The organism is Alcanivorax sp. IL3 (assembly GCF_047495465.1).
Lineage (GTDB): Bacteria > Pseudomonadota > Gammaproteobacteria > Pseudomonadales > Alcanivoracaceae > Alcanivorax > Alcanivorax jadensis.
Window position 1 is genome coordinate 1,709,266 of sequence record NZ_CP179931.1, and the last position, 18,586, is coordinate 1,727,851.

General features: G+C 57.3%; 14 protein-coding genes and 1 tRNA gene. 5 read left to right on the plus strand and 10 right to left on the minus strand.

Annotated features, from left to right (window positions below; translation table 11 throughout):
- Positions 1–21: 21 nt before the first annotated feature.
- Both ACMG4M_RS07990 and ACMG4M_RS07995 read right to left on the minus strand, forming a co-directional pair.
- Entirely contained in the window at positions 22–2,685 is a 2,664-nt protein-coding gene (locus ACMG4M_RS07990) for an efflux RND transporter permease subunit (protein ID WP_272998217.1), read from the minus strand.
- Positions 2,686–2,719: 34 nt separating this feature from the next.
- Entirely contained in the window at positions 2,720–3,151 is a 432-nt protein-coding gene (locus ACMG4M_RS07995; protein WP_035249644.1) for an SRPBCC domain-containing protein, read from the minus strand.
- A gap of 143 nt (positions 3,152–3,294) precedes the next feature.
- On the opposite strand from ACMG4M_RS07995, the gene ACMG4M_RS08000 reads away from it, so the two are divergent.
- Positions 3,295–4,314: an AraC family transcriptional regulator gene (locus ACMG4M_RS08000; protein ID WP_035249646.1), complete on the plus strand. Its 1,020-nt coding sequence runs from the start codon at positions 3,295–3,297 to the stop codon at positions 4,312–4,314.
- A gap of 76 nt (positions 4,315–4,390) precedes the next feature.
- On the opposite strand, the gene ACMG4M_RS08005 is transcribed toward ACMG4M_RS08000, so the two are convergent.
- From ACMG4M_RS08005 to ACMG4M_RS08035, 7 genes are all read right to left on the minus strand, one after another.
- Positions 4,391–4,466: transfer RNA gene (locus ACMG4M_RS08005), tRNA-Thr, on the minus strand.
- A 61-nt stretch (positions 4,467–4,527) separates the two neighbouring features.
- Complete coding sequence (locus ACMG4M_RS08010; RefSeq protein ID WP_414431090.1) at positions 4,528–6,039, minus strand: 4-hydroxyphenylacetate 3-hydroxylase family protein; 1,512 nt, start codon at positions 6,037–6,039, stop codon at positions 4,528–4,530.
- A 330-nt stretch (positions 6,040–6,369) separates the two neighbouring features.
- Positions 6,370–6,801: a peptide-methionine (R)-S-oxide reductase MsrB gene (msrB, locus tag ACMG4M_RS08015; protein ID WP_414431091.1), complete on the minus strand. Its 432-nt coding sequence runs from the start codon at positions 6,799–6,801 to the stop codon at positions 6,370–6,372.
- On the minus strand, positions 6,798–7,424 hold the full coding sequence (gene msrA / locus ACMG4M_RS08020) for a peptide-methionine (S)-S-oxide reductase MsrA (protein WP_414431092.1): 627 nt from the start codon (positions 7,422–7,424) through the stop codon (positions 6,798–6,800). Before msrA ends, msrB begins: the two co-directional genes overlap by 4 nt.
- A 160-nt stretch (positions 7,425–7,584) precedes the next feature.
- Complete coding sequence (locus ACMG4M_RS08025) at positions 7,585–8,727, minus strand: CaiB/BaiF CoA transferase family protein (protein WP_035249656.1); 1,143 nt, start codon at positions 8,725–8,727, stop codon at positions 7,585–7,587.
- 18 nt (positions 8,728–8,745) lie between these two features.
- Positions 8,746–9,354 carry a hypothetical protein gene (locus ACMG4M_RS08030; RefSeq protein ID WP_414431093.1) on the minus strand — a complete coding sequence of 203 codons (609 nt, stop codon included), beginning with the start codon at positions 9,352–9,354 and terminating at the stop codon, positions 8,746–8,748.
- 157 nt (positions 9,355–9,511) lie between these two features.
- On the minus strand, positions 9,512–11,494 hold the full coding sequence (locus ACMG4M_RS08035) for a neutral/alkaline non-lysosomal ceramidase N-terminal domain-containing protein (protein WP_272975671.1): 1,983 nt from the start codon (positions 11,492–11,494) through the stop codon (positions 9,512–9,514).
- A gap of 244 nt (positions 11,495–11,738) precedes the next feature.
- Here ACMG4M_RS08035 and ACMG4M_RS08040 point away from each other — a divergent pair, with 244 nt between their 5' ends.
- The 4 genes from ACMG4M_RS08040 (at position 11,739) to ACMG4M_RS08055 (ending at position 16,957) form a co-directional block, all read left to right on the plus strand.
- Positions 11,739–12,830, plus strand: a complete 1,092-nt coding sequence (locus ACMG4M_RS08040; RefSeq protein ID WP_272975672.1) for an OmpA family protein — start codon at positions 11,739–11,741, stop codon at positions 12,828–12,830.
- Between the two features lie 23 nt (positions 12,831–12,853).
- The gene (locus ACMG4M_RS08045) at positions 12,854–14,275 is read left to right on the plus strand and encodes a thrombospondin type 3 repeat-containing protein (protein ID WP_414431094.1); all 1,422 of its coding nucleotides are present in this window, start codon (positions 12,854–12,856) and stop codon (positions 14,273–14,275) included.
- A 193-nt stretch (positions 14,276–14,468) separates the two neighbouring features.
- Positions 14,469–16,553: a transporter substrate-binding domain-containing protein gene (locus ACMG4M_RS08050; protein WP_414431095.1), complete on the plus strand. Its 2,085-nt coding sequence runs from the start codon at positions 14,469–14,471 to the stop codon at positions 16,551–16,553.
- Between the two features lie 116 nt (positions 16,554–16,669).
- A complete protein-coding gene (locus tag ACMG4M_RS08055; protein ID WP_035249668.1) occupies positions 16,670–16,957 on the plus strand; it encodes a hypothetical protein in 288 nt (95 codons plus the stop codon).
- Between the two features lie 494 nt (positions 16,958–17,451).
- Here ACMG4M_RS08055 and ACMG4M_RS08060 read toward each other — a convergent pair whose 3' ends face one another.
- Entirely contained in the window at positions 17,452–18,384 is a 933-nt protein-coding gene (locus tag ACMG4M_RS08060) for an alpha/beta fold hydrolase (RefSeq protein ID WP_414431096.1), read from the minus strand.
- Positions 18,385–18,586 lie beyond the last annotated feature (202 nt).

Sequence of the window (18,586 nt, forward strand, 5' to 3'; positions counted from 1 at the left end):
GCGCCGCTCCTACAGCTGGCTTCAACCCGCCCGTAGCTTCGGCTTGACCGAGATCAACAGCGCCGGCAGCAGGGTCAGGTTGCTGAGCAGGGCCACCAGCATGGCCAGACCGGTGAGCAGGCCGAAGTACACTGTGGGGTTGAAGTTGGAGAACGCCAGAATCGAGAAGCCGGCAATGATGGTCAGCGAGGTGTAGTACATGGCCTTGCCGATGGAGCCGTGGCAGCGCTTCATGGTGGCCACGTAGTCATTATCTTTCGGCAGCTCTTCATGGAAGCGGTGGATGTAGTGAATGGTGTCATCCACGGCAATGCCGATAGTGATGGCGGTGATGGTGATAGTCATCAGATCCAGCGGCAGGCCGATCCAGCCCATCAGCCCCAGCACCAGCGATGCGGAGATCAGGCTCGGTACCATGCTGATAAGCGCCACCGGCAGGCTGCGGAAGAGAATCAGCAGCATCACCAGAATAGCGGCGAACACATAGCCCAGGGTCTTGATCTGGGAATCGAACAGGCTCTGCAGCATGTTGTTGTAAAGCACCATGGCGCCGGTCAGATGCACCTGTTCTGGTTGCAGGCCGAAGTTGTTTTCCATATCGGTGCGGATCTTGGCCAGCAGCTCGTTGCGATTCAGGTTTTCATCCGAGTCGATCACCCGCACGCTGAAACGCACCTGATTGCCGTCGTCCGAGAGATAGGGGCGCACCAGCTGGTCGCGCAGGTCCTCGGGGATGAAGCTGGCCAGCAGCATCAGCTGCACATAGCTGAGCGGCCCCTCGTTCAGTTTTTCCGCTACCTTGTAGGTAGTGGCGATGGACAACACCTTGCCGGTTTCCGGCAGGGATTGCAGGTAGTTCTGGATCTCCACCAGCTGGGCCAGACGCGCCGGGGTAAACCAGTAGGCACCTTTCAGCGGATTGGGTTTGGCCTGTTTAGACTCGGCAAACGGGTCCTCTGACGGTGCGCTGGCAAAGGGATCTTCGCTGCCGGAGGCGTCAGAGAACGGATCACTGTCACCTTCCGCAAACGGATCCGGCTCGGCACTGGCGAACGGGTCGCTATCGTCACCTGCCGCGAACGGATCTGTTGCGGCGCTATCGTCCATGGATTCACCATCCCAGCCGGTAGCCGGCGGGGATGAGGCTGTCGCAGTCTGGGCTTCAGTACTGGGTGCATCGATGACGATATCCAGCGGAGTCGTGCCCCCCAGCTTGCGATCAATCTGCAGCATGCCCTGGTAGATTTCCGTGTCTTTCTGGAAATAGTCGATAAAGCGGTTTTCCACCGTCAATCGGCTGACGCCCCACAGTGAGGCGATCACGGTGATAATGGCCAGCACCATCAGGGTAGGGCGGTGTCGTTCGGTAAAGTCGGCAAACGCCAGGGTGAACTTGCGGCTGAAGTCACGCCCCTGTTGCGGTTGGCCGGCCTTCAACGGACCCAGCAGGGCCGGGAAAACCAGAAAACAGACCACCAGCGACACGCCCAGACCAAAGGTCATCATCCAGCCGAAGTCGATCACCGGGCGAATCCCGCTGATCACCAGAGAAGAAAAGCCCACCATGGTGGTGAGGATCATGTAGATCATGGGCCGCATCATGTGGGCGGCGGTTTCCCGGATCAGCCACTTCTGGCTCGCATCCGGATTCTCCTCGTGCAGTTCCCGGAAGCGCACGGTCAAGTGGATGGTGATCGACATGGTGATAATCAGCAGCAGCGATATGTAATTGCTACTGATTACCGAGACTTTCCAGTCCATCCAGCCCAGCCAGCCGGTTACGGTCAGCACGGTGACACCACAGCAGGCCAGGGGCACTATCACCCAGCGAGGGCGGCGGAAAATCATGAACAGGGTGACGATCAGGAAGGCCAGCACGCCGATCCCGAAAATTTTCAGGTCTGCGCGAATGAAACGCACCAGGTCAGTGGCGATCATGGGCACCCCGCCCAGGAACAGTTTTGCCTCGTCCCGGTAGCTGTCCATGATATCGCGCACTTGATCAATTTCGCCGGCGGTGCGTTCCTGAATCTGGCTGCTGTAGTCACTGAAGGCCTGTGAGGCTTCTTCCAGCGCCTGCTCGCCGTCTTCGTCCAGTTGACCCTCGTGTTGCTGAGTGCGCAGCTCATTACGCTGGTAGAGCAGCTCGTAATACTTTTCGTCGCGCTCGAAACTCACCAGCAAGGCAGTGGTGTTGCCGTCGTCGCTGACCAGCAGATCTTCATACAGCGGGTTTTCTTCGGTGAATTCCTTTTCTGCCAGTGACAGGTCCACATCCTGGTCGGTGAGGGTGCGGTAGTCGTTGGCCAGGTCGCTGAATTCCACCTGGGGACTGAACAGCAGCGGCACATCCAGCATGCTGTACACCGAACTGACCCGGTCGACCTGTTTCAGATCGTTCTGCAGCGCCTGCAGGTGTGTGAGAGTGTCCCGCTGAAACAGGGGAGCCTGGGACGGGGTGTAGGTGATGATCAGGAAATCACTGCCGCCATAGCGCTTGGAGATTTTCCGGTAATACTGCAATGCCTCATCGTTCTCGAGCACCAGCGAATCTGCTGATGCATCAATCTTGAACTCCCGGGCCTGCCAGGCAGAAACAGCACAGAGCAGGGCCAGCAGAGCCAGCCAGAAAACCGGGTGTGCCAGCACAACCCGGCAGTAGGCATTAAACAGTCGATGAGTCATGAAGGAATCCGTTCAGGGTCAGTAAAGCCGGTTTTTAGAACATGGCAGCATATTCTGCTGCAAAGCGGGTATCGAAACGGTGAATCAGTTTGCCGGCCGGCCAGGCCAACAGGGTAAGTAGCCCCTCGGTCCATTCTTCCTGATGCACCCGGCAACCACCCTGGCCATCATCGATAAAGGTAAAGCGATGGGTAATGCGGGCGAAGGGCAGATGCAAGCCCCAGGTGATGCGCTCGTTTTCCTTGTACTCCATCACCCTTACCACCACCGGCGCCGGTGGCAGGCCGGGCAAGTCTGCCACAAACAACAGCAGGGCGCCGGGTCGCCAATTGCCGTTGAGCAGGCGGGCATGGCGGACGACTGAGCACCAGTTCTGCCAGTTGGCCGCGTCGGTAAACAATTTGAAGGCCTGCTTGCGGGAGGCCCGGGTGTCGGTGACCTCGTCGACCAGATAGCGTTTGAGCATAATCGATCCGGTTGTTGTTATGGGTGAGGGTAGAGTACTCACAGTCTCTGCTAACCTCCAGTCGGTCAAACGGGCCAATCCATCACGGTTGGTTGACCTGTCCGGAGCCTTTGCCTAGTTTCGGGAGATTGCGAGGAAACACCATGACCACAACGTTGCTTCCGGCTTCCATTCTACCCGGCCTCCTCGAGGTATCACTGCGCAGCCGTCTGGATGTGCAATCCCTGTTCGAGCGTGCCGGTATTGATGCTGACATTGTTGGCCGCAACGACCGGTTTATCAGCTTGCTGCAACTGGACGAGCTGCTTTATTCCGCGTTCACTGAAAGTGATGACCCGTTGTTCGGCTTGCACGTAGGGGCCGATAACCACTATGGCAATCTGGACCTGCTGGGTAACCTGATGGCCACGGCCGATACGCTGGAACAGGGTCTGGCCATGCTGTTTCGCTACAAGGATCTGGTGGTCCCCTATCTGGCCTTTACCCTGGAGACGCTTGGCAATGACGTGATGCTGGCCGTGGCCAGCAAGGACCCGAGCCTTCGCTTTACCGCCACCCGCACCCACAATGAAGTGGTGGTGGCAACCATGGTTGCCATCGGTCGCTCTCTGCTGGGGGGGAACATGCCGGTGAGTGCTGCCTGGTTTCTGCATGGCGAGCCGGTGGCGGATCAGGTAGCGGTCTACCAGCAGTTTTTCCGGTGCCCGTTACACTTCACGCAGCAATACAATGCCATCACCATTCCCGCCAGCCTGTTAGCCGAGCCTCTGCCCAGGGCCTATCCCAAATACAATGAGCGCCTGCGCCAATCCGCTGACCAGGTGCTGTCTGGTTTGTCACGGGCTGCCGGTGTTTCCGGCCAGGTGATCAAGCAACTTGAGATCATGCTGGGTGGTCAGGGCGTGACCATGGAAGCGGTGGCCGACGCCCTGGCCATGACGCCCCGCACTCTGCAGCGTCGCCTGCAGGAGGAAGGCACCCGCTTCGCCCAGCTTCGCGACCAGGTCCGCCACCAGCATGCCTGTCAGGCTCTGCGCGAGCCGGGCTGTGACATGCAGGCACTGGCTCTGGAGCTGGGCTTTTCCGATACCGCCAATTTTTACCATGCCTTCAAGCGGTGGCAAGGTTGTGCACCGGGTCAGTACCGGCGGCAGTTTGGTTGAGCCTCGGCATCCTGCCGGAGTGAAAATCACGCCCACAAAAAAAGCCGCCTGAAGAGGCGGCTTTTCTGTGATTCGATGGTGCCGGAACGCGGAATCGAACCGCGGACCTACTGATTACGAATCAGTTGCTCTACCGACTGAGCTATCCCGGCATGCCCAGTACTCAGGGCGGCGCTAGTTTAGCAGGACGCCCCGGGCTGGCAAGTATTGGCGTCAAGAAACCTGCTTGATGCCGGCCAGTTTGCGGGCATGCCATTTTTTGGTTTCCACATCCATGCCGCGCAGGATCTGGATACGCTGGGCCTGGGGGCTGCCGGCACCGTGCATGGATTCAGTGAGGTAACCCACCGCGTTGCGGCCCAGGGTCATGTTCTCGATGAGGCGCAGGATACGCATGCGGTCCTCGGTGGGGATATCGTCTCGGCCTTTCAGGAAGCGACGGATGATGTCGCCGGCTTCTTCGTTATCCAGATCCTGCTCGCTGGGCATGGTCACCATGATGCCGCCGGCGATATCCTGGGCGAGACGGGAGATCTCATAGGGAAAGCGGGTGACGTTATGTTTGCAGACGTTGGCCAGCATGGTGTCGTTCATGAATATGCCGCTGGGCATTTTCTTGGCTTCATGGGAACTGGCAATACCGGAGGAGTAGATAGTCTCGTTCAGGTGAGTCATCTCTACTAGCTTGTCACGCAGGTGACTGACTTTTTCCAGGCCGTTGTATTCCACGATTGACGCGGCGGCTCCCACCAGTACATCGCCCAGTCCGGTTTTACACACGTAGCTGGCTCGGTGGTAGGCGGTGAAGCGGGTTACCAGTTCCTGGGCGAATTGGTATTGGCCATCCATGAAGACATGCTCGTTGGGGATGAAGACGTCATCGAAGTACACCAGCACTTCCTGGCCACCATACTGGGCGTTGCCCTGGTCGATGTCGCCGGGTTCCATGGCGCGGGTGTCACAACTCTGGCGGCCGTAGATATAGATGATGCCCTCGGCGTCACCAGGGATCATGCCAACGACGGCATAATCCTTGTCAGCTTCGCTCAGGTTCATGGTGGGCAGCACACAGATCCAGTGCTGGTTCCAGCCGCCGGTCATGTGGGCCTTCACGCCTTTCACGTAGATTCCCTTGTCAGTGCGACGGGTGACACGCATGAACATGTCAGGATCAGCCTGCTCGGAAGGACGCTTGCTGCGATCGCCTTTCGGGTCGGTCATGCCGGCGGCGATGAGGATGTTCTTGCGCTGGGCTTCCTTGAGGAAGTCCAGATAACGCTGGTGGTAATTGGTGCCGTGCTTCTCGTCGATCTCGTAGGTCACGGAGTGCAGCACACTGATAGTGTCCAGCCCAGTGCATCGCTGGAAGCAGGTGCCGGTGATCTGGCCCATGCGGCGCTGCATCTTGTTCTTCATTACCAGATCGCCGGGAGATTCCACGATGTGCAGGAAACGATTTACCTGGGCGTCGATCAGCGGGGACCAGGCCGTGGCCAGTTCCGGATCGTCGATGGCCAGGTCATAACTGGCGCGCAGGGCGTTGATGCTGGGCTTGATGATCGGGTGGTCGGCGGGCTCATCAATCAGCTCACCAAACAGGAACAGGCGTGTGCCGCGGTTGCGCAGGCTGGCCAGGTAATCGTCACCGGTCTTGAGGACGGAAAAGCGGTTCCAGCGCTGTTCGGCGCTTTCCTCGCGGCGCGGGGCAGGGGTCGCGGCGTTCATGGTGCCTCCTGTGATTTCCATTGCTCTGGCAGCGGCCAGGTTGTCGTGACTTGGGGGTCACTTCCGATGGTATACAGGGTGTTGCGTGAGGCAATGACAGAAACTGCCGCTGTACGCTGCGGTCAAGTCAGGGGTGCTGTGGTGCCGGGATTTGCACGACAGGCATAACGGCATCTGAACCACAGGGGGGGGGGGCACTGTAGGAGCGGCGCTCTCTGTACTCTGCGAGTATGAGCCGCGAAATTACTTGCGATACGCCGTGCCAAGTACGGTTCGCGGCTCATACTCGCAGAGTACAGAGAGCGCCGCTCCTACGATGTAACGGGTAGTTCAGGTGCTTGCCTTGAACACCATCGACGCTGAATTCAGGCAATAGCGCAGTCCCGTCGGGGGCGGGCCATCGGGGAATACGTGGCCCAGGTGGCCGTCGCAGCGGGCACAACGGATTTCTATCCGAACCATGCCGTGGCTGCTGTCACGTAGTTCGCGGATATGCTCCGGGTCAAAGGGCTGGTAGAAGCTGGGCCAGCCGGTGCCGGATTCGAATTTGGCGTTGGCGGCAAAGAGTGGCAGGTCGCACAGTTTGCAGTGGTAAGCACCGTCTTCCTTGTTGTCCAGCAGGCCGCCGCAGAAGGGCGGCTCGGTTCCCTGATTGAGCAGGATGCGCTTTTCCTCGTCGGTGAGGTGCTCTGCTCGTTGCTGTTTCTCGGCGTCGCTAAGCGGCGTGAGATCATGGCCGCTGGCGGAGTGGGCTGCGTTCATTGCGTATCCCCTTTGAGCAGATCGGGAAAGGCGTGGATGAGTTTTTCCACCTTGGGCCTGGCCACGTGAACGATATAACCCTGGTTAGGGTTGTGGTTGGCAAAGTTCTGGTGGTAATCCTCGCCGCGATAGAATGTCTCCAGCGGTTCCAGCGTGGTCACGATAGGCGCGGTAAAGGCGCCGGCGTTGTCCAGCTGACGAATATAGGCTTCGGCGACCGCTTTTTCCTCCGGGCTCTGATAGAAAATGGCGGACCGGTACTGGGTACCCCGGTCGTTGCCCTGGCGGTCTTTCTGGGTGGGGTCGTGGGCCACGGAGAAGAATACCTTGAGCAGCTGTCCGTAGCTGATTACCTGGCTGTCGTACTCGATTTCCACCACCTCCGCATGGCCGGTGGTGCCGGTGCAGACCGCCTCATAATTGGCACGGGCGGCATGACCACCGGCATAACCGGAGGTGACTGCCAGTACGCCATCCAGATTGAGGTAGACCGCTTCCACGCACCAGAAACAGCCCCCCGCCAGTAGGGCTTTCTGGGTGCCGTCAGTTGGCAGGTCGTCTACCGGATCGGGGAAACGTTCCGGATGAATGGCCAGGGATGTTCCGGGTATCACTGCACTCATGGTGTCCTCCGCTAGTCAGAATGCCCCGGCTTGTGGCCGGGGGCTCTGCTGGCCTGAAAAAGGGGCTGTTGGAGCTTTGCTCGCAAAGCGAAGGTTTCAGGTTGCACGCAACTTGACCAACCCCTTCGCCTTGCGAGCAAGGCTCCAACAGTGGCTCAGGTCAGTCCTGCTTCACTGCGCCGCTGCTGATCAATGTGTCGATCTGTTCGTCACTGAAACCGGCCTGGCGAAGAACCGCCTGGCTGTCGGCCCCGGCGCTGGCGGCGGCTTTGATATCGCCGGCGGCGCTGCGCGAGAAGCGCGGTGTCGGTGCCGGCTGCACGGTGTTGCCGACTGTGACAAAGGAACCTCTTGCCACGTTATGCGGGTGTGAAGGCGCTTCTTCAAGGCTCAATACCGGTGCAAAGCATACGTCGGTACCTTCCATCAGCGCGGTCCATTCATCACGGCTCTTCTGTTTGATGACCGCCGCCAGTTTTTGTTTCAGTTGCGGCCACATGGCCGGGTTCATCTGCTGGCCAAAGTCCTCGGCGGGTAACTCTGCAATGCGGCACAGTTCGGCGTAGAACTGCGGCTCAATACTGCCGATGGAAACATATTTGCCATCTGCGGTTTCGTAGATCTCATAAAAGTGGGCGCCGGAATCGAGCATGTGAGTGCCGCGATTTTCGGTGAACATGCCCTGGGCCTTGAGGCCATAGAACATGGCCATGAGGGCGGCGGAGCCTTCTACCATGGAGCTGTCGACCACCTGCCCTTCGCCGGAGCGCTGGGCTTCCAGGGCGGCACAGACCATGCCGAAGGCGAGCATCATGCCGCCGCCGCCGAAATCACCCACCAGGTTCAGCGGAATGGCGGGCTTTTCCCCCTGGCGGCCCATGGCATGGAGGGCACCGGACAGTGAGATGTAATTCATGTCGTGACCGGCCGCTTTGGCCAGCGGACCCGTCTGGCCCCAACCGGTCATGCGGCCGTATACCAGTTTTGGATTGCGGGCCAGGCACTGTTCCGGGCCGATACCCAGGCGCTCGGTCACACCCGGGCGAAAGCCTTCGAACAGGCCATCGGCGGTTTCACAGAGCTTGAGGACGGTCTCGATGCCTTCCGGGCTTTTCAGGTCCAGGGCCAGGTTCTGTCGATTGCGGAACAGAACGCTATGGCCGATGGCGGCGTGGGGGTTGCCGCCGGGGCGATCAATGCGGATCACGGTGGCGCCCATGTCAGCGAGCATCATGCCGCAGAAGGGGCCGGGGCCGATGCCGGCCAGTTCGATAAAGGTCAGTCCGTTCAGTGGGCCAGTCATAGTCTTTATTTTCCGTTGTCAGGGTATCAGAGCATGCTCTTTGAGTGTGTTGCGCAGAGCCGTACATTGGCTCTTGGCAATGGCAACGGTGTTGCTGGCTTCGTGTGTGGTGGCAATACCGGTCCACAGGGGTTTGCCGTCAGCATTGATCAACTCAGTACCGTGTTGACGTAGTGCCTCGGGAACCGCTTCCCGGGCCAGCTCGCCGCCAATCCCCACTTGCCAGGTCGGTGTCATTTCACTGGCGGACTGGTCCATGGGGTTGAGGCGATTGCCGCCTGACGGTGGTGCCGCTGCATCAATCAACAGATGGGTCAGTTCCACCACCAGAATCCGTTGCACATCATTGCTTTGCGCCCAGTTGAGGATGCGGTTTTTTCCGCCTTCATACCATAACGGCAATTCCTGGTGGCTGAGCAAAATGGTCAACGAACTGCTTGAAAATATTTCCTTGCAGGTCAGCTCCCAGGTTTCACGGGTGCCGCCTTCCGGGGTGTGGGCCACCAGTAGCAATGTTTCCCGGGGAGGATGACTCCCTTCAGCGGTGAAGCGAGTTGTAACCTGGGTGGTGCTGGCACAGCCGGCAACGAGCAGGGCAGGCAGCAGAAAGCGGAACAGCGGGCGCATGATGGATCTCCGGGAGAAAAAGCGGTGTCGCTCCAATCCAGTGTAGCAGTGCCATTGTCAGGGCTCATCCGTTAACGTCTATACCTCTTCTGTGGTTGTGACAGGATCAGCACAGCACTGAGTGGCCTCGGAGATTCAGCGCTGTTTGCTGGGCGGACTATGGCAGGGGGGCGGATAACACTGCTTGCGGCTGATTGGTGCTAACGAAGAAACGGCAGGCCCCGGAAGGAGAGGGTGTGGTGGGGTACCAGCGCACCTCATAACGACCGTGCCCTTTCTCAGTGTCTTGCTGATGCAGCAACTGTAACTCGGCGCTCTCATCGCTGATCACTTTATCGTCGCAGTGAACCGCCATTAGAGGGCGATCCAGTGCCAGTTGATCCGCGGGTTCCGCTTCCAGTAGCAGGCTCCAGTAAGGGCCGGTGGTGGCGTTGCCGTCATGACGCGTAGGCTCGCTTAACCAGCGCCTTGTGCCCGGACTTGCCAGCGAGTCAGGAAAGTATTGTCGGCTGAGCAGGGAAAAGGTCTGCTGGGCCGGGATGTCGTTGATGTCGCCTTGTTGTAGAAGATCCCGGCTCAGCCTCTCGCTCTGCTGAATCAGGAAATCCAGGGTGTGTGGACCATAAAGAGTGTGGCCGCCCTCGTAGTACTGGAGCGCATATTCTTCCGGAGTCACGGCATAGCCGAAGTAGCCATTGGCCAGACTGGAAATTTCCACCTTCCAGTCGCTGCCTTCGGGCAGGGTGCTCGCTACCGCCTGACGGAGTCTGTTGCCGCTTTCCTGGGTGATTTCCCAAGGCAGGGGAACCAGTACCAGGTCGTTGATGCGCACAATCTGGAACAGGGCCTGGTGGGGAAAGCGCTCGGGCGGTAGCAACAGCTGCAGTTTGGACAGCATCCACTGCTTCACGCCCTGGCAGTTGTCGGTAAAGACCCGGCGGGGCCAGTCTTCCTTCAGAAACGGGAGATAGGAAATCGGGAAGACTTCGTCGCCGTTGGCGGCGCCGGCGACGGCGGCACCGGCGATGGCCCTTTCGCAAAGGCCGAAACGGCCGGTATCAATGTCGTCGAGCAGGTCCAGCTGGCGGCTGGCGACGGCGGTGCTGAGGGTGTCAGTGAGCTGACTTTCCAGGGAATGAAATAGCTGTGAGGCATGTTTGCCCAGTGCCTTGCCGATCCGTTCAGCTTCACGGTCGCCGCGCAGGTCCTCTTTCCAGGCCGGGTTGTTATCTGCATGGGTTGCCTGGGCGGGGCCGTGGATGAATTGGGGGTAATAACTGGCCAATTCGCTTTCCAGTTGCTCGCTGATCCAGTGCCAGACATCCGAATGGTAGGGACGTGTAAAGGGGGGTATGGCCGTGCCGTGGATGGAGTAGAGGCTGAGCGCGCCGGCAGGTTCGAAGCTGCTGCCCTGGCGCTGGTCAATGCGCAGCAGGGTCATGGTGGGGTTCACTGCCTGCATGGGGTCGGCGTTGGCGGGATCACGGTCTGGGAAGTTATTGGCCCAGGCCTCGATGGAGCGGTTACGGGTAACGCCAAACAGGTCGCTCTGACCCACGGCAAAGCGCGCCTCGCGCCGGGACTCATAAGCATCGATGACCGCATCGGCAATACGCTGGCTGAGAAACTCGAACAGGGCCGGGTCGAAGCCCGGCCGGTTACTGCCGAAAACATTGTAGAAATCGCTGCCCAGATACTGGCCGGGACCCGAGTGGGTGTGGGTAACCAGCAGGGTCACGGCATGGGAGGGCACATCGGTATGGTCGGCGATCAGTTCTGCTACCCGGTGGCGCAGCACCAGCGAGCCGCTGCCAAGATCCAGTTGTACGATAGCAAGCGGGGTCTGGCCGGGGCCTTTCAGGTAGAACGCCCTTGCCTTGAGCCGGGTGCGAAAGCCGTCTGCATCCTTTGCCCAGGCGGAATAACCGAACTTGGGTATGCCGGCGGGCGGCGTAATGTCCCGTTCAGCGATACCTGCTTTTGCTGTTGAGTCATCTGCTGTTATCGGTTGTACAGGGAATGAAAAAGACAGGTTCTGCCGGGGGTAAAACAGGAACGGCCAGGCCGTGTGCAGCAGGCCACCGATAATGCCGGCAAACAAGAATAGTAGCAGTAGGTAGCGGGTGCGCAATATTCGCATGGAGAATGGCATTCCAATTAATTTGCACCATCGTGCCATATATGGGTTAATTGTGAAATGTAACCCTTTGAACGGCGCCATTTCCCTCTTTTTGATACGAAAAGATACGCTCAGAAACAAAATAGGGTGCCAGCAACCATCCGGCAACATTAAAGCAACGTAACGGCACTCGTTGGATGTTTTAAAGCGCCCCCAATCCTATTTCAATAATTGCACAGATCAATCATACCCGAGGGGGGTAACCATGAAAGGATGCATACGACTCTCAGCACTTGCACTTTCTGTGGCCATGGCAAACCAGGCATTAGCAGAAAACAAGTCAGAGGACACTACTCGTCAGTACCTGGCGCCTATGGCCAGCTATCTGGTTCTGGACGAAGACCGTGAAATCTCTCGCAAGGGGTTGGGTGCCAGTCTGATTTATGGCCGTGAGCTGTCTGAACACTGGTGGTGGGAGACCGAGGGCGCCGCATACGGCCTGGATAGCGGCATTGACGGTGCGACCGACTTTTACCAATACACGGCCAGCACAGGTCTGGCTTATGCATTCGGTGATCGTGAAGGCTTTACGCCTTTCGTATTGGCAAATATCGGGGCGATCTACAACGATGTAGTGCCGGACGATGATGATGGTGTAGACCTTCATGCCAACGTAGGCATCGGTGCCGTAACGGGGCCTATCTTCGACAATGGCCTGAAACTGCGCGCTGAAGCTCGTTACATGTATGACGACTTTGACGGCGTCACTGGAACCCTGTCTGAAGACGAAGGCGGCTTCAATGACTGGCGCTTCTCCCTGGGTCTGGAAATCCCGCTGGGTGTGACCAGGGTGGTTGAAGTCGAGAAGATCGTCTATGAAACCCGTGAAGTGGAAAAAATTGTCGAGAAGCCCTTTGTGGACAGCGATGGCGACGGTGTGCCGGATGATCGTGACAAGTGTCCGGATACCATCCAGGGTGCCAAAGTTGATTCCGATGGCTGCATGATCACCAACCAGACCATCACCTTCAATAATATCAATTTCGAGTTGAACTCCGCGGAGATTACCGCAAGTTCAGGTCCCTCTCTGAACCGTGTGGCCAAGGCGTTGAAGGCGCAGCAAAACTTCAACGTTGAGATTGCCGGTCATACTGATAGCACCGGTTCTGCGTCTTACAACGAGAAACTGTCTGACGAGCGTGCCAAATCAGTGCGGCAATACCTGATTGAGCAAGGCATTGATGCGGATCGCCTGACTGCTCGCGGTTACGGTGAAATCGAGCCGATCGCCAGCAACGAAAATCAGTCTGGTCGTGCCATGAATCGTCGCGTCGAATTCCGCGTTACTGAGAAATAAGGGATAAAGATATGAACTCGCAAATGAGAATCTTGTTTGCCATGCTCCTGACCGCTTTGTTGGGAATGGGGCTGGCAGGCTGTGAAGCCGAAGGCGATGGAAGCAGCGTTGGTAACAACAACCCTGTCTCGCGTGACAATGATCAGGACAATGATGGCGTTCCGGATGACGTTGACAACTGTCCCGCTAACGCTAACGCCATGCAGGAAGACCAGGATGGTGACGGCATTGGAGATGTCTGCGATGACGACCGTGATGGGGATGGTGAAGACAACCCTACCGATAACTGTCCGCTAGTTGCCAATCCGAATCAGGAAGACACCGATGGCGACGGTATCGGTGATGCCTGTGACATGAATAACGATCAAGACAACGACGGCATCGATGACGGCGTTGATAACTGTCCGACCATCTTCAACCCTGAGCAGAGTGACGTTGACAATGATGGTATCGGTGATGTTTGTGATGATGATGCCGATGGCGATGGTATCGATAACAACAACGACAACTGTGTATACACCCCGAACAATGATCAGGTGGATACAGACACTGATGGCATCGGTGATGCGTGCGAAGATGACCGCGACGGTGACACCATTCTGGACCCGAATGATAACTGCCTGAACACGCCGAATACGGATCAGGCGGATCAGGATCTGGACGCCATCGGTGATGTGTGTGATGACGACCGTGATGGCGATGGCATCCCGAATGACACCGATAACTGCCCGTTTACTGCCAATGCGGATCAGGCTGATTCCGATGGCAATGGTGTTGGCGACGTCTGCGATGGCGGCGGCGGTGATCCCACCGATACCGATGGCGATAGCATTCCGGATGTGACGGATAACTGCCCGATGATTCCGAATTTTGATCAGGCCGATGCGGATGGCGACGGTAAAGGTGATGTGTGTGATGACGACGGTTTCAATTGTGCGGCCACCAACACCTACCAGCAGCTGGGGAATACTGATTACACGGCAGACAGTGGTGTTCTGGGTGTCTGCTTGGGTTGCTCCGTAGATGACGAAGCCAATGCGCTGGATGCTAGTAACGCTACCTTCGCACAAATCAATATCGGTGCAGCACTGTTGTACGGCGGCGGATTTGTGGCTGCAGTCGCCAACGATACTTCAATGGACATCGCTGACAGTGAAGTGGGCTTCGTGATTAGCGACCCGTCGTCTCAGCTGGTTAACCTGGAACTGCTGGGCAACTTCATCACCATCCGCTTCTTCAACGATGGGGTAGAAGTCGACAGTGCAACCGTCGGTGGCGGTCTGTTGGATTTGGACCTGCTAGGTTTGGGGGCGAACTCCGATCAGCGTTTCGTTGCCGCACCTGCGTCCAGCCAGGCGTTTGATTCAATCCAGCTTGATTACGCTGGCTTGGTAAACGTGAACAAGTCCTTCCGTGTACATGACGTCTGTGTAGGAACTCCCTGATTCCTCATGGGAGTGATTGAGAGGGGCCTTCGGGCCCCTTTTTCTTTATATGCGATTTACTGCTGCGGGAGCCTTCACGTGACAGCGGTATTACTATCGACAAAATAATCGCCTGATTCGCCCTGAATCGTTACTCTGTCTATAAGGCCCTTTTTGGCCTCAAGAATGATAATCAGTGCAGTAAGGGGGCATCATGCGAAGCCGTATTTTTCTTACAGTGTGTCTGTTGGTTTCCCTGTTGGCGGGTTGCGACAAGGAGCCGGGGGTCGGAGAAGTCGTCAGCACCTTCAACAACTATGAAGAAACCGGCGATTTGCCTGCCTTGCAGGAGAGAGGGTATATCCGCCTGCTGGCTCCCCGTTTTGATGAGCCCTCCGGCCTGCCCCGGGAGGGTGTTCCTGCCAGAGAATATCAGGCCCAGGCCGAGGCGTTTGTCAGGCACCTGGGTCTGCAGCCCCGTTGGGTCTACGCGGAAAGCTTTGCGGAGCTGGGTGCACTCATCAATGCGGGTGCTGCTGACGTTATCGTGACGAACTACTCGGTGACCAAAGACCGACAGAAAACCCTGGCATTCTCTACCCCGGTCAATGCAGTGCAGGAGAAGCTGGTTGTGCCTGCGGAGAAGGCTGACCTGACTCTGACCAAGCTGAAAAACCTGACTATTTCAGTTCCTGAAGGGACCTCTTACCAGGAAACTGCAGAAAAACTGGCGCGCCGGCATGACAACATTTCGGTGGACATTCTGGATGCCAACCTTTCCGACGAAGAACTGGTTGAGGGAGTGGAATCAGGAGAATTGGCTGCCACTATTATCGACAGCAACATGCTGGATGTTCTCATCAGCCCTGATGGCGAGGCAGCTATCGGCCCGGTGGTGAACCGTAAACGGCGCATCGCCTGGGCAGTGAGGCAGGACAGTACCGAGCTGCTGGATCGCATCAACCAGTACATAACCAGTGAGCGGGTTATATCTTCTGTCAAAGAACAAGAAAAGCGTGACTGGTCGGCGATCAAGGAGCACGGCGTTCTGCGAGTCATTACCTCCAACAATCCCGCCAGTTATTTCATGTGGCGTGGGGAGTTGATGGGGTTTGATTACGACTTGATCAACGATTTTGCCAAGAAGCATCGGCTGAGAGTGAGTGTCGTTGTCCGAGACAGCCCTTCAGCTATGTTCGCGGCGTTACAGGTCGGGGAGGGAGATGTCATTGCGGCTTCCATGACCGTTACCGAGGATCGCCAGAAACAGGGCTGGATGTTCAGTGATCGTTATTTGGAAGTAAACGAGCAATTGATCGGCCGTTCCGATGAAGCGCCGCTGGAAAACATCGGCCAGTTGGCCGGTCGTACCGTAGCCGTCAACCCTGAAACCGCCTATTACGATACCCTGCAGAAACTCCGAGAGAGTGATTTTCCCTTCATCGTTCAGGAGGTGCCGGGCGCCAGCACCGAGATGCTGATTAATGCTGTCGCCAATGGCGAATATGATCTGACCATGGCCGATAGTCACCTGGCAGCCATGGAGTCCACCTATCGTGAAGATATTGCGGTGTTGTTTGAATTCGAACCCGCCAAGCAGATTGGCTGGGGGCTGCGCCCTGAACAGCAGGCACTGGAAGAGCAACTGAATAGCTACATCGCCCGCCATTACCGGGGCCTGAACTACAACATCACCTATAACCGCTACTTCCGTGAGAAAAAAACCATCAATACCCACGAGGCCTATCGGGTTGGCTCCGGGAAAGCCATTTCTCCCTACGACGAGCTGGTCAAAAGCGAGGCCCTTAAATATGGGCTGGATTGGCGCCTGATTACCTCGCAGATGTACCAGGAAAGCCGCTTTAATCCCAAGGCGCGCTCGTTTGCTGGGGCGCAGGGCCTGTTACAAGTGATGCCTCGTACCGGGCGCCAACTCGGGTATAGCAACCTGACTCGACCAGAGAACGGAGTGGCGGCAGGTGTGGCCTATATGGACTGGCTGGAACAGCGTTTCCCGGCACGTCTGGACCTGGCGGAGAAGCTGTATTTTACTCTGGCTGCCTACAACGCCGGGCACGGCCATGTGGAAGACGCACGCCGCTTGGCGGAACGTCTGGGCAAGGATCCGGATAAATGGTTCGGCAACGTGGAAGAGGCCATGCTGTTACTTTCCCGGCCGGAGTACGCCCGTCAGGCTCGCTACGGCTATGTGCGCGGGGCCGAGCCGGTGAAATATGTCCGGCAGATCAAGAACCGTTATCTGGGCTATGTGTCGGCGCTGGAGGAAGAAGAGGGCTAACCGTTTGTGCAGCCCATGCTGAAAACTCTGTAAATGGATATTTTACAAAGTCGCCATGGAAAAGTGTCTTGGCAGCCCCATGATAAGGGGTACCCATTCATTGAAAGGAGATTGTGATGGATCGCAATGCTTTCATCGAAAAGATTAAAGGTAAGCTGAACGAGCTGGATAATGAATTCGACCAGTTGCAAGTCAAGGCGGACCAAGCCAGTGAAGATGTTCGCCACAAGTGGGAAAGCCGTAAGCTGGAACTGAAAGAAAAACGTCAGGAACTGGCGGCGCGGCTGGATGAAGTCCGTAATGATAGCAACGCGCGCTGGGAAGATGTAAAAGCCAGTGTGGAAAAAACCTGGGATAGCACCTTGGAAGGCCTTAAGGACATCAAAAACAACCTTTTGAAATAATTCCCAGTAACACTCGTTACGTCTGATTGGAAAAAGCGCGCCAACCTTGTTGGCGCGCTTTTTTTATGGGGTCGCTTCGATATGGGCAGATATCTCGACCTCACTCTAGGGCGGAGCTGAATGATTTCGCTCTTTTTGCTCTGCAGGTATTACAGGCATGGATTTGACTCAGCCTTTTAGGGAAACGTTGTCTAGAGTCGCGAATCCAGGAGGTGTTGAGAGTGATCGCTTGATGGTAGAAACCGAGAGCACTTCAGATCCCGCGCATCGAACTGACGGTTGCAGTCGGTCTGTTCAGTGCACTGAATGTTCACACTGAGGAGTGTTGGGCCGATCCCTTGCAGCGCAGCAATAACCGAAGAAAACGGAAATCATAGGCGTTACGTTTGTTATCCGATATTTTGCCGACAGCCGCAAAACCCATCGTTGGAGCCTTGTCAGCAGGGCAGATGCATCAGGGAATCACTCTGATGGAGGAGGAGCTTGGCCGGCTTTCAGCCCTTCAGTGCCAGAGGCTCAAGCCATTGGCTCATCGCATCCAGTACCTGGTCCCGGCAATGATCGTTGAGAATTTCATGGCGCCCTTCGGGCCAGAAGTGGGCGGTCAATGGCTGCTCCATGGTATGCAACACCTGCTCCAGAGCCATCATGCCCTTGCCCATGTCGCTCATGGGATCTTGCTCGCCACCAAGCAGCAGGACCGGAAGTTGGTCGGGCAGCTCGGCGAGCTGGACGATGCTGTGGATCTGGCGTAAGCCCTCAATCAACTGACACCATGACTCCGTGGTGCAATCGAAGCCACACAGGTCGTCGTCCAGATAGCGTTGTACCTGATCGCGATCATTGCTCAGCCAGTCGAACTCGGTACTCGGGTCCGGCACTCTTTTGGCCCAGGCCCCGAAGGTCATTCTGCGAATCAGCGGACTGACCCCGCGCTTACCATTACGGTGACGGGTCAGTTTCACCGGCAGGCCCATCAGGGTGTAGTAGGCTGCCGGGTGGTAATCGCTGGCGCATAGCACCAGCCCCGACAGATTCTCACCGCTGCGTTGGGCTGCTGCGAGGGCAATAAAAGAGCCCATGCTGTGGCCGCCAAGCACGCAGGGCAGCCCCGGGTGGGTTTCACGGGCCATGGCGATCACTGCCAGGGCATCCTCAACCAGACAATCCCAGCCGTTGTCGTCGCCGAAATGCCCTTTCGGGCAGGCCTCGCTAACACTCAGGCCATGGCCGCGATGATCCGGACAATACAGATGCCAGCCTTGTTCGTTCAGTGCTTTCGCCAGGGGCTCATAACGGGCACCATGCTCCGCCATGCCATGCAGCCAGACCATAATGCCTTTGGACGTTGCTGCCTGCGTGGGCCAGTGGTGGATAGCGGTGGAATGGCCGTCGCCCGTGTTCAGGTAGCGCATCTGCTTGCTCATAACATTCTCCGGCGGCGCGGTCAGTGGACAGGTTGGTGCCTGTGTTATTAAGGCGTCCCTGGCGAGGATAAATGCTCAGCCGGCAGCCTGCCGGCCAGGCTTCCTGAGCCTGTTCCGGACCATGGCATAATAACAGCTATGGCAACAGGGTGATGCAGCAACTACCATGCCGGACGCTGTTGTACGCTGCCCGATTTCCAGG

Excerpts from the sequence above, each read along its gene's own strand:
- ACMG4M_RS07990 (WP_272998217.1), bottom strand. The coding sequence starts at position 2,685 with ATGACTCATCGACTGTTTAATGCCTACTGCCGGGTTGTGCTGGCACAC.
- ACMG4M_RS07995 (WP_035249644.1), bottom strand. The coding sequence starts at position 3,151 with ATGCTCAAACGCTATCTGGTCGACGAGGTCACCGACACCCGGGCCTCC.
- ACMG4M_RS08000 (WP_035249646.1), top strand. The coding sequence starts at position 3,295 with ATGACCACAACGTTGCTTCCGGCTTCCATTCTACCCGGCCTCCTCGAG.
- ACMG4M_RS08010 (WP_414431090.1), bottom strand. The coding sequence starts at position 6,039 with ATGAACGCCGCGACCCCTGCCCCGCGCCGCGAGGAAAGCGCCGAACAG.
- msrB (WP_414431091.1), bottom strand. The coding sequence starts at position 6,801 with ATGAACGCAGCCCACTCCGCCAGCGGCCATGATCTCACGCCGCTTAGC.
- msrA (WP_414431092.1), bottom strand. The coding sequence starts at position 7,424 with ATGAGTGCAGTGATACCCGGAACATCCCTGGCCATTCATCCGGAACGT.
- ACMG4M_RS08025 (WP_035249656.1), bottom strand. The coding sequence starts at position 8,727 with ATGACTGGCCCACTGAACGGACTGACCTTTATCGAACTGGCCGGCATC.
- ACMG4M_RS08030 (WP_414431093.1), bottom strand. The coding sequence starts at position 9,354 with ATGCGCCCGCTGTTCCGCTTTCTGCTGCCTGCCCTGCTCGTTGCCGGC.
- ACMG4M_RS08035 (WP_272975671.1), bottom strand. The coding sequence starts at position 11,494 with ATGCGAATATTGCGCACCCGCTACCTACTGCTACTATTCTTGTTTGCC.
- ACMG4M_RS08040 (WP_272975672.1), top strand. The coding sequence starts at position 11,739 with ATGAAAGGATGCATACGACTCTCAGCACTTGCACTTTCTGTGGCCATG.
- ACMG4M_RS08045 (WP_414431094.1), top strand. The coding sequence starts at position 12,854 with ATGAGAATCTTGTTTGCCATGCTCCTGACCGCTTTGTTGGGAATGGGG.
- ACMG4M_RS08050 (WP_414431095.1), top strand. The coding sequence starts at position 14,469 with ATGCGAAGCCGTATTTTTCTTACAGTGTGTCTGTTGGTTTCCCTGTTG.
- ACMG4M_RS08055 (WP_035249668.1), top strand. The coding sequence starts at position 16,670 with ATGGATCGCAATGCTTTCATCGAAAAGATTAAAGGTAAGCTGAACGAG.
- ACMG4M_RS08060 (WP_414431096.1), bottom strand. The coding sequence starts at position 18,384 with ATGAGCAAGCAGATGCGCTACCTGAACACGGGCGACGGCCATTCCACC.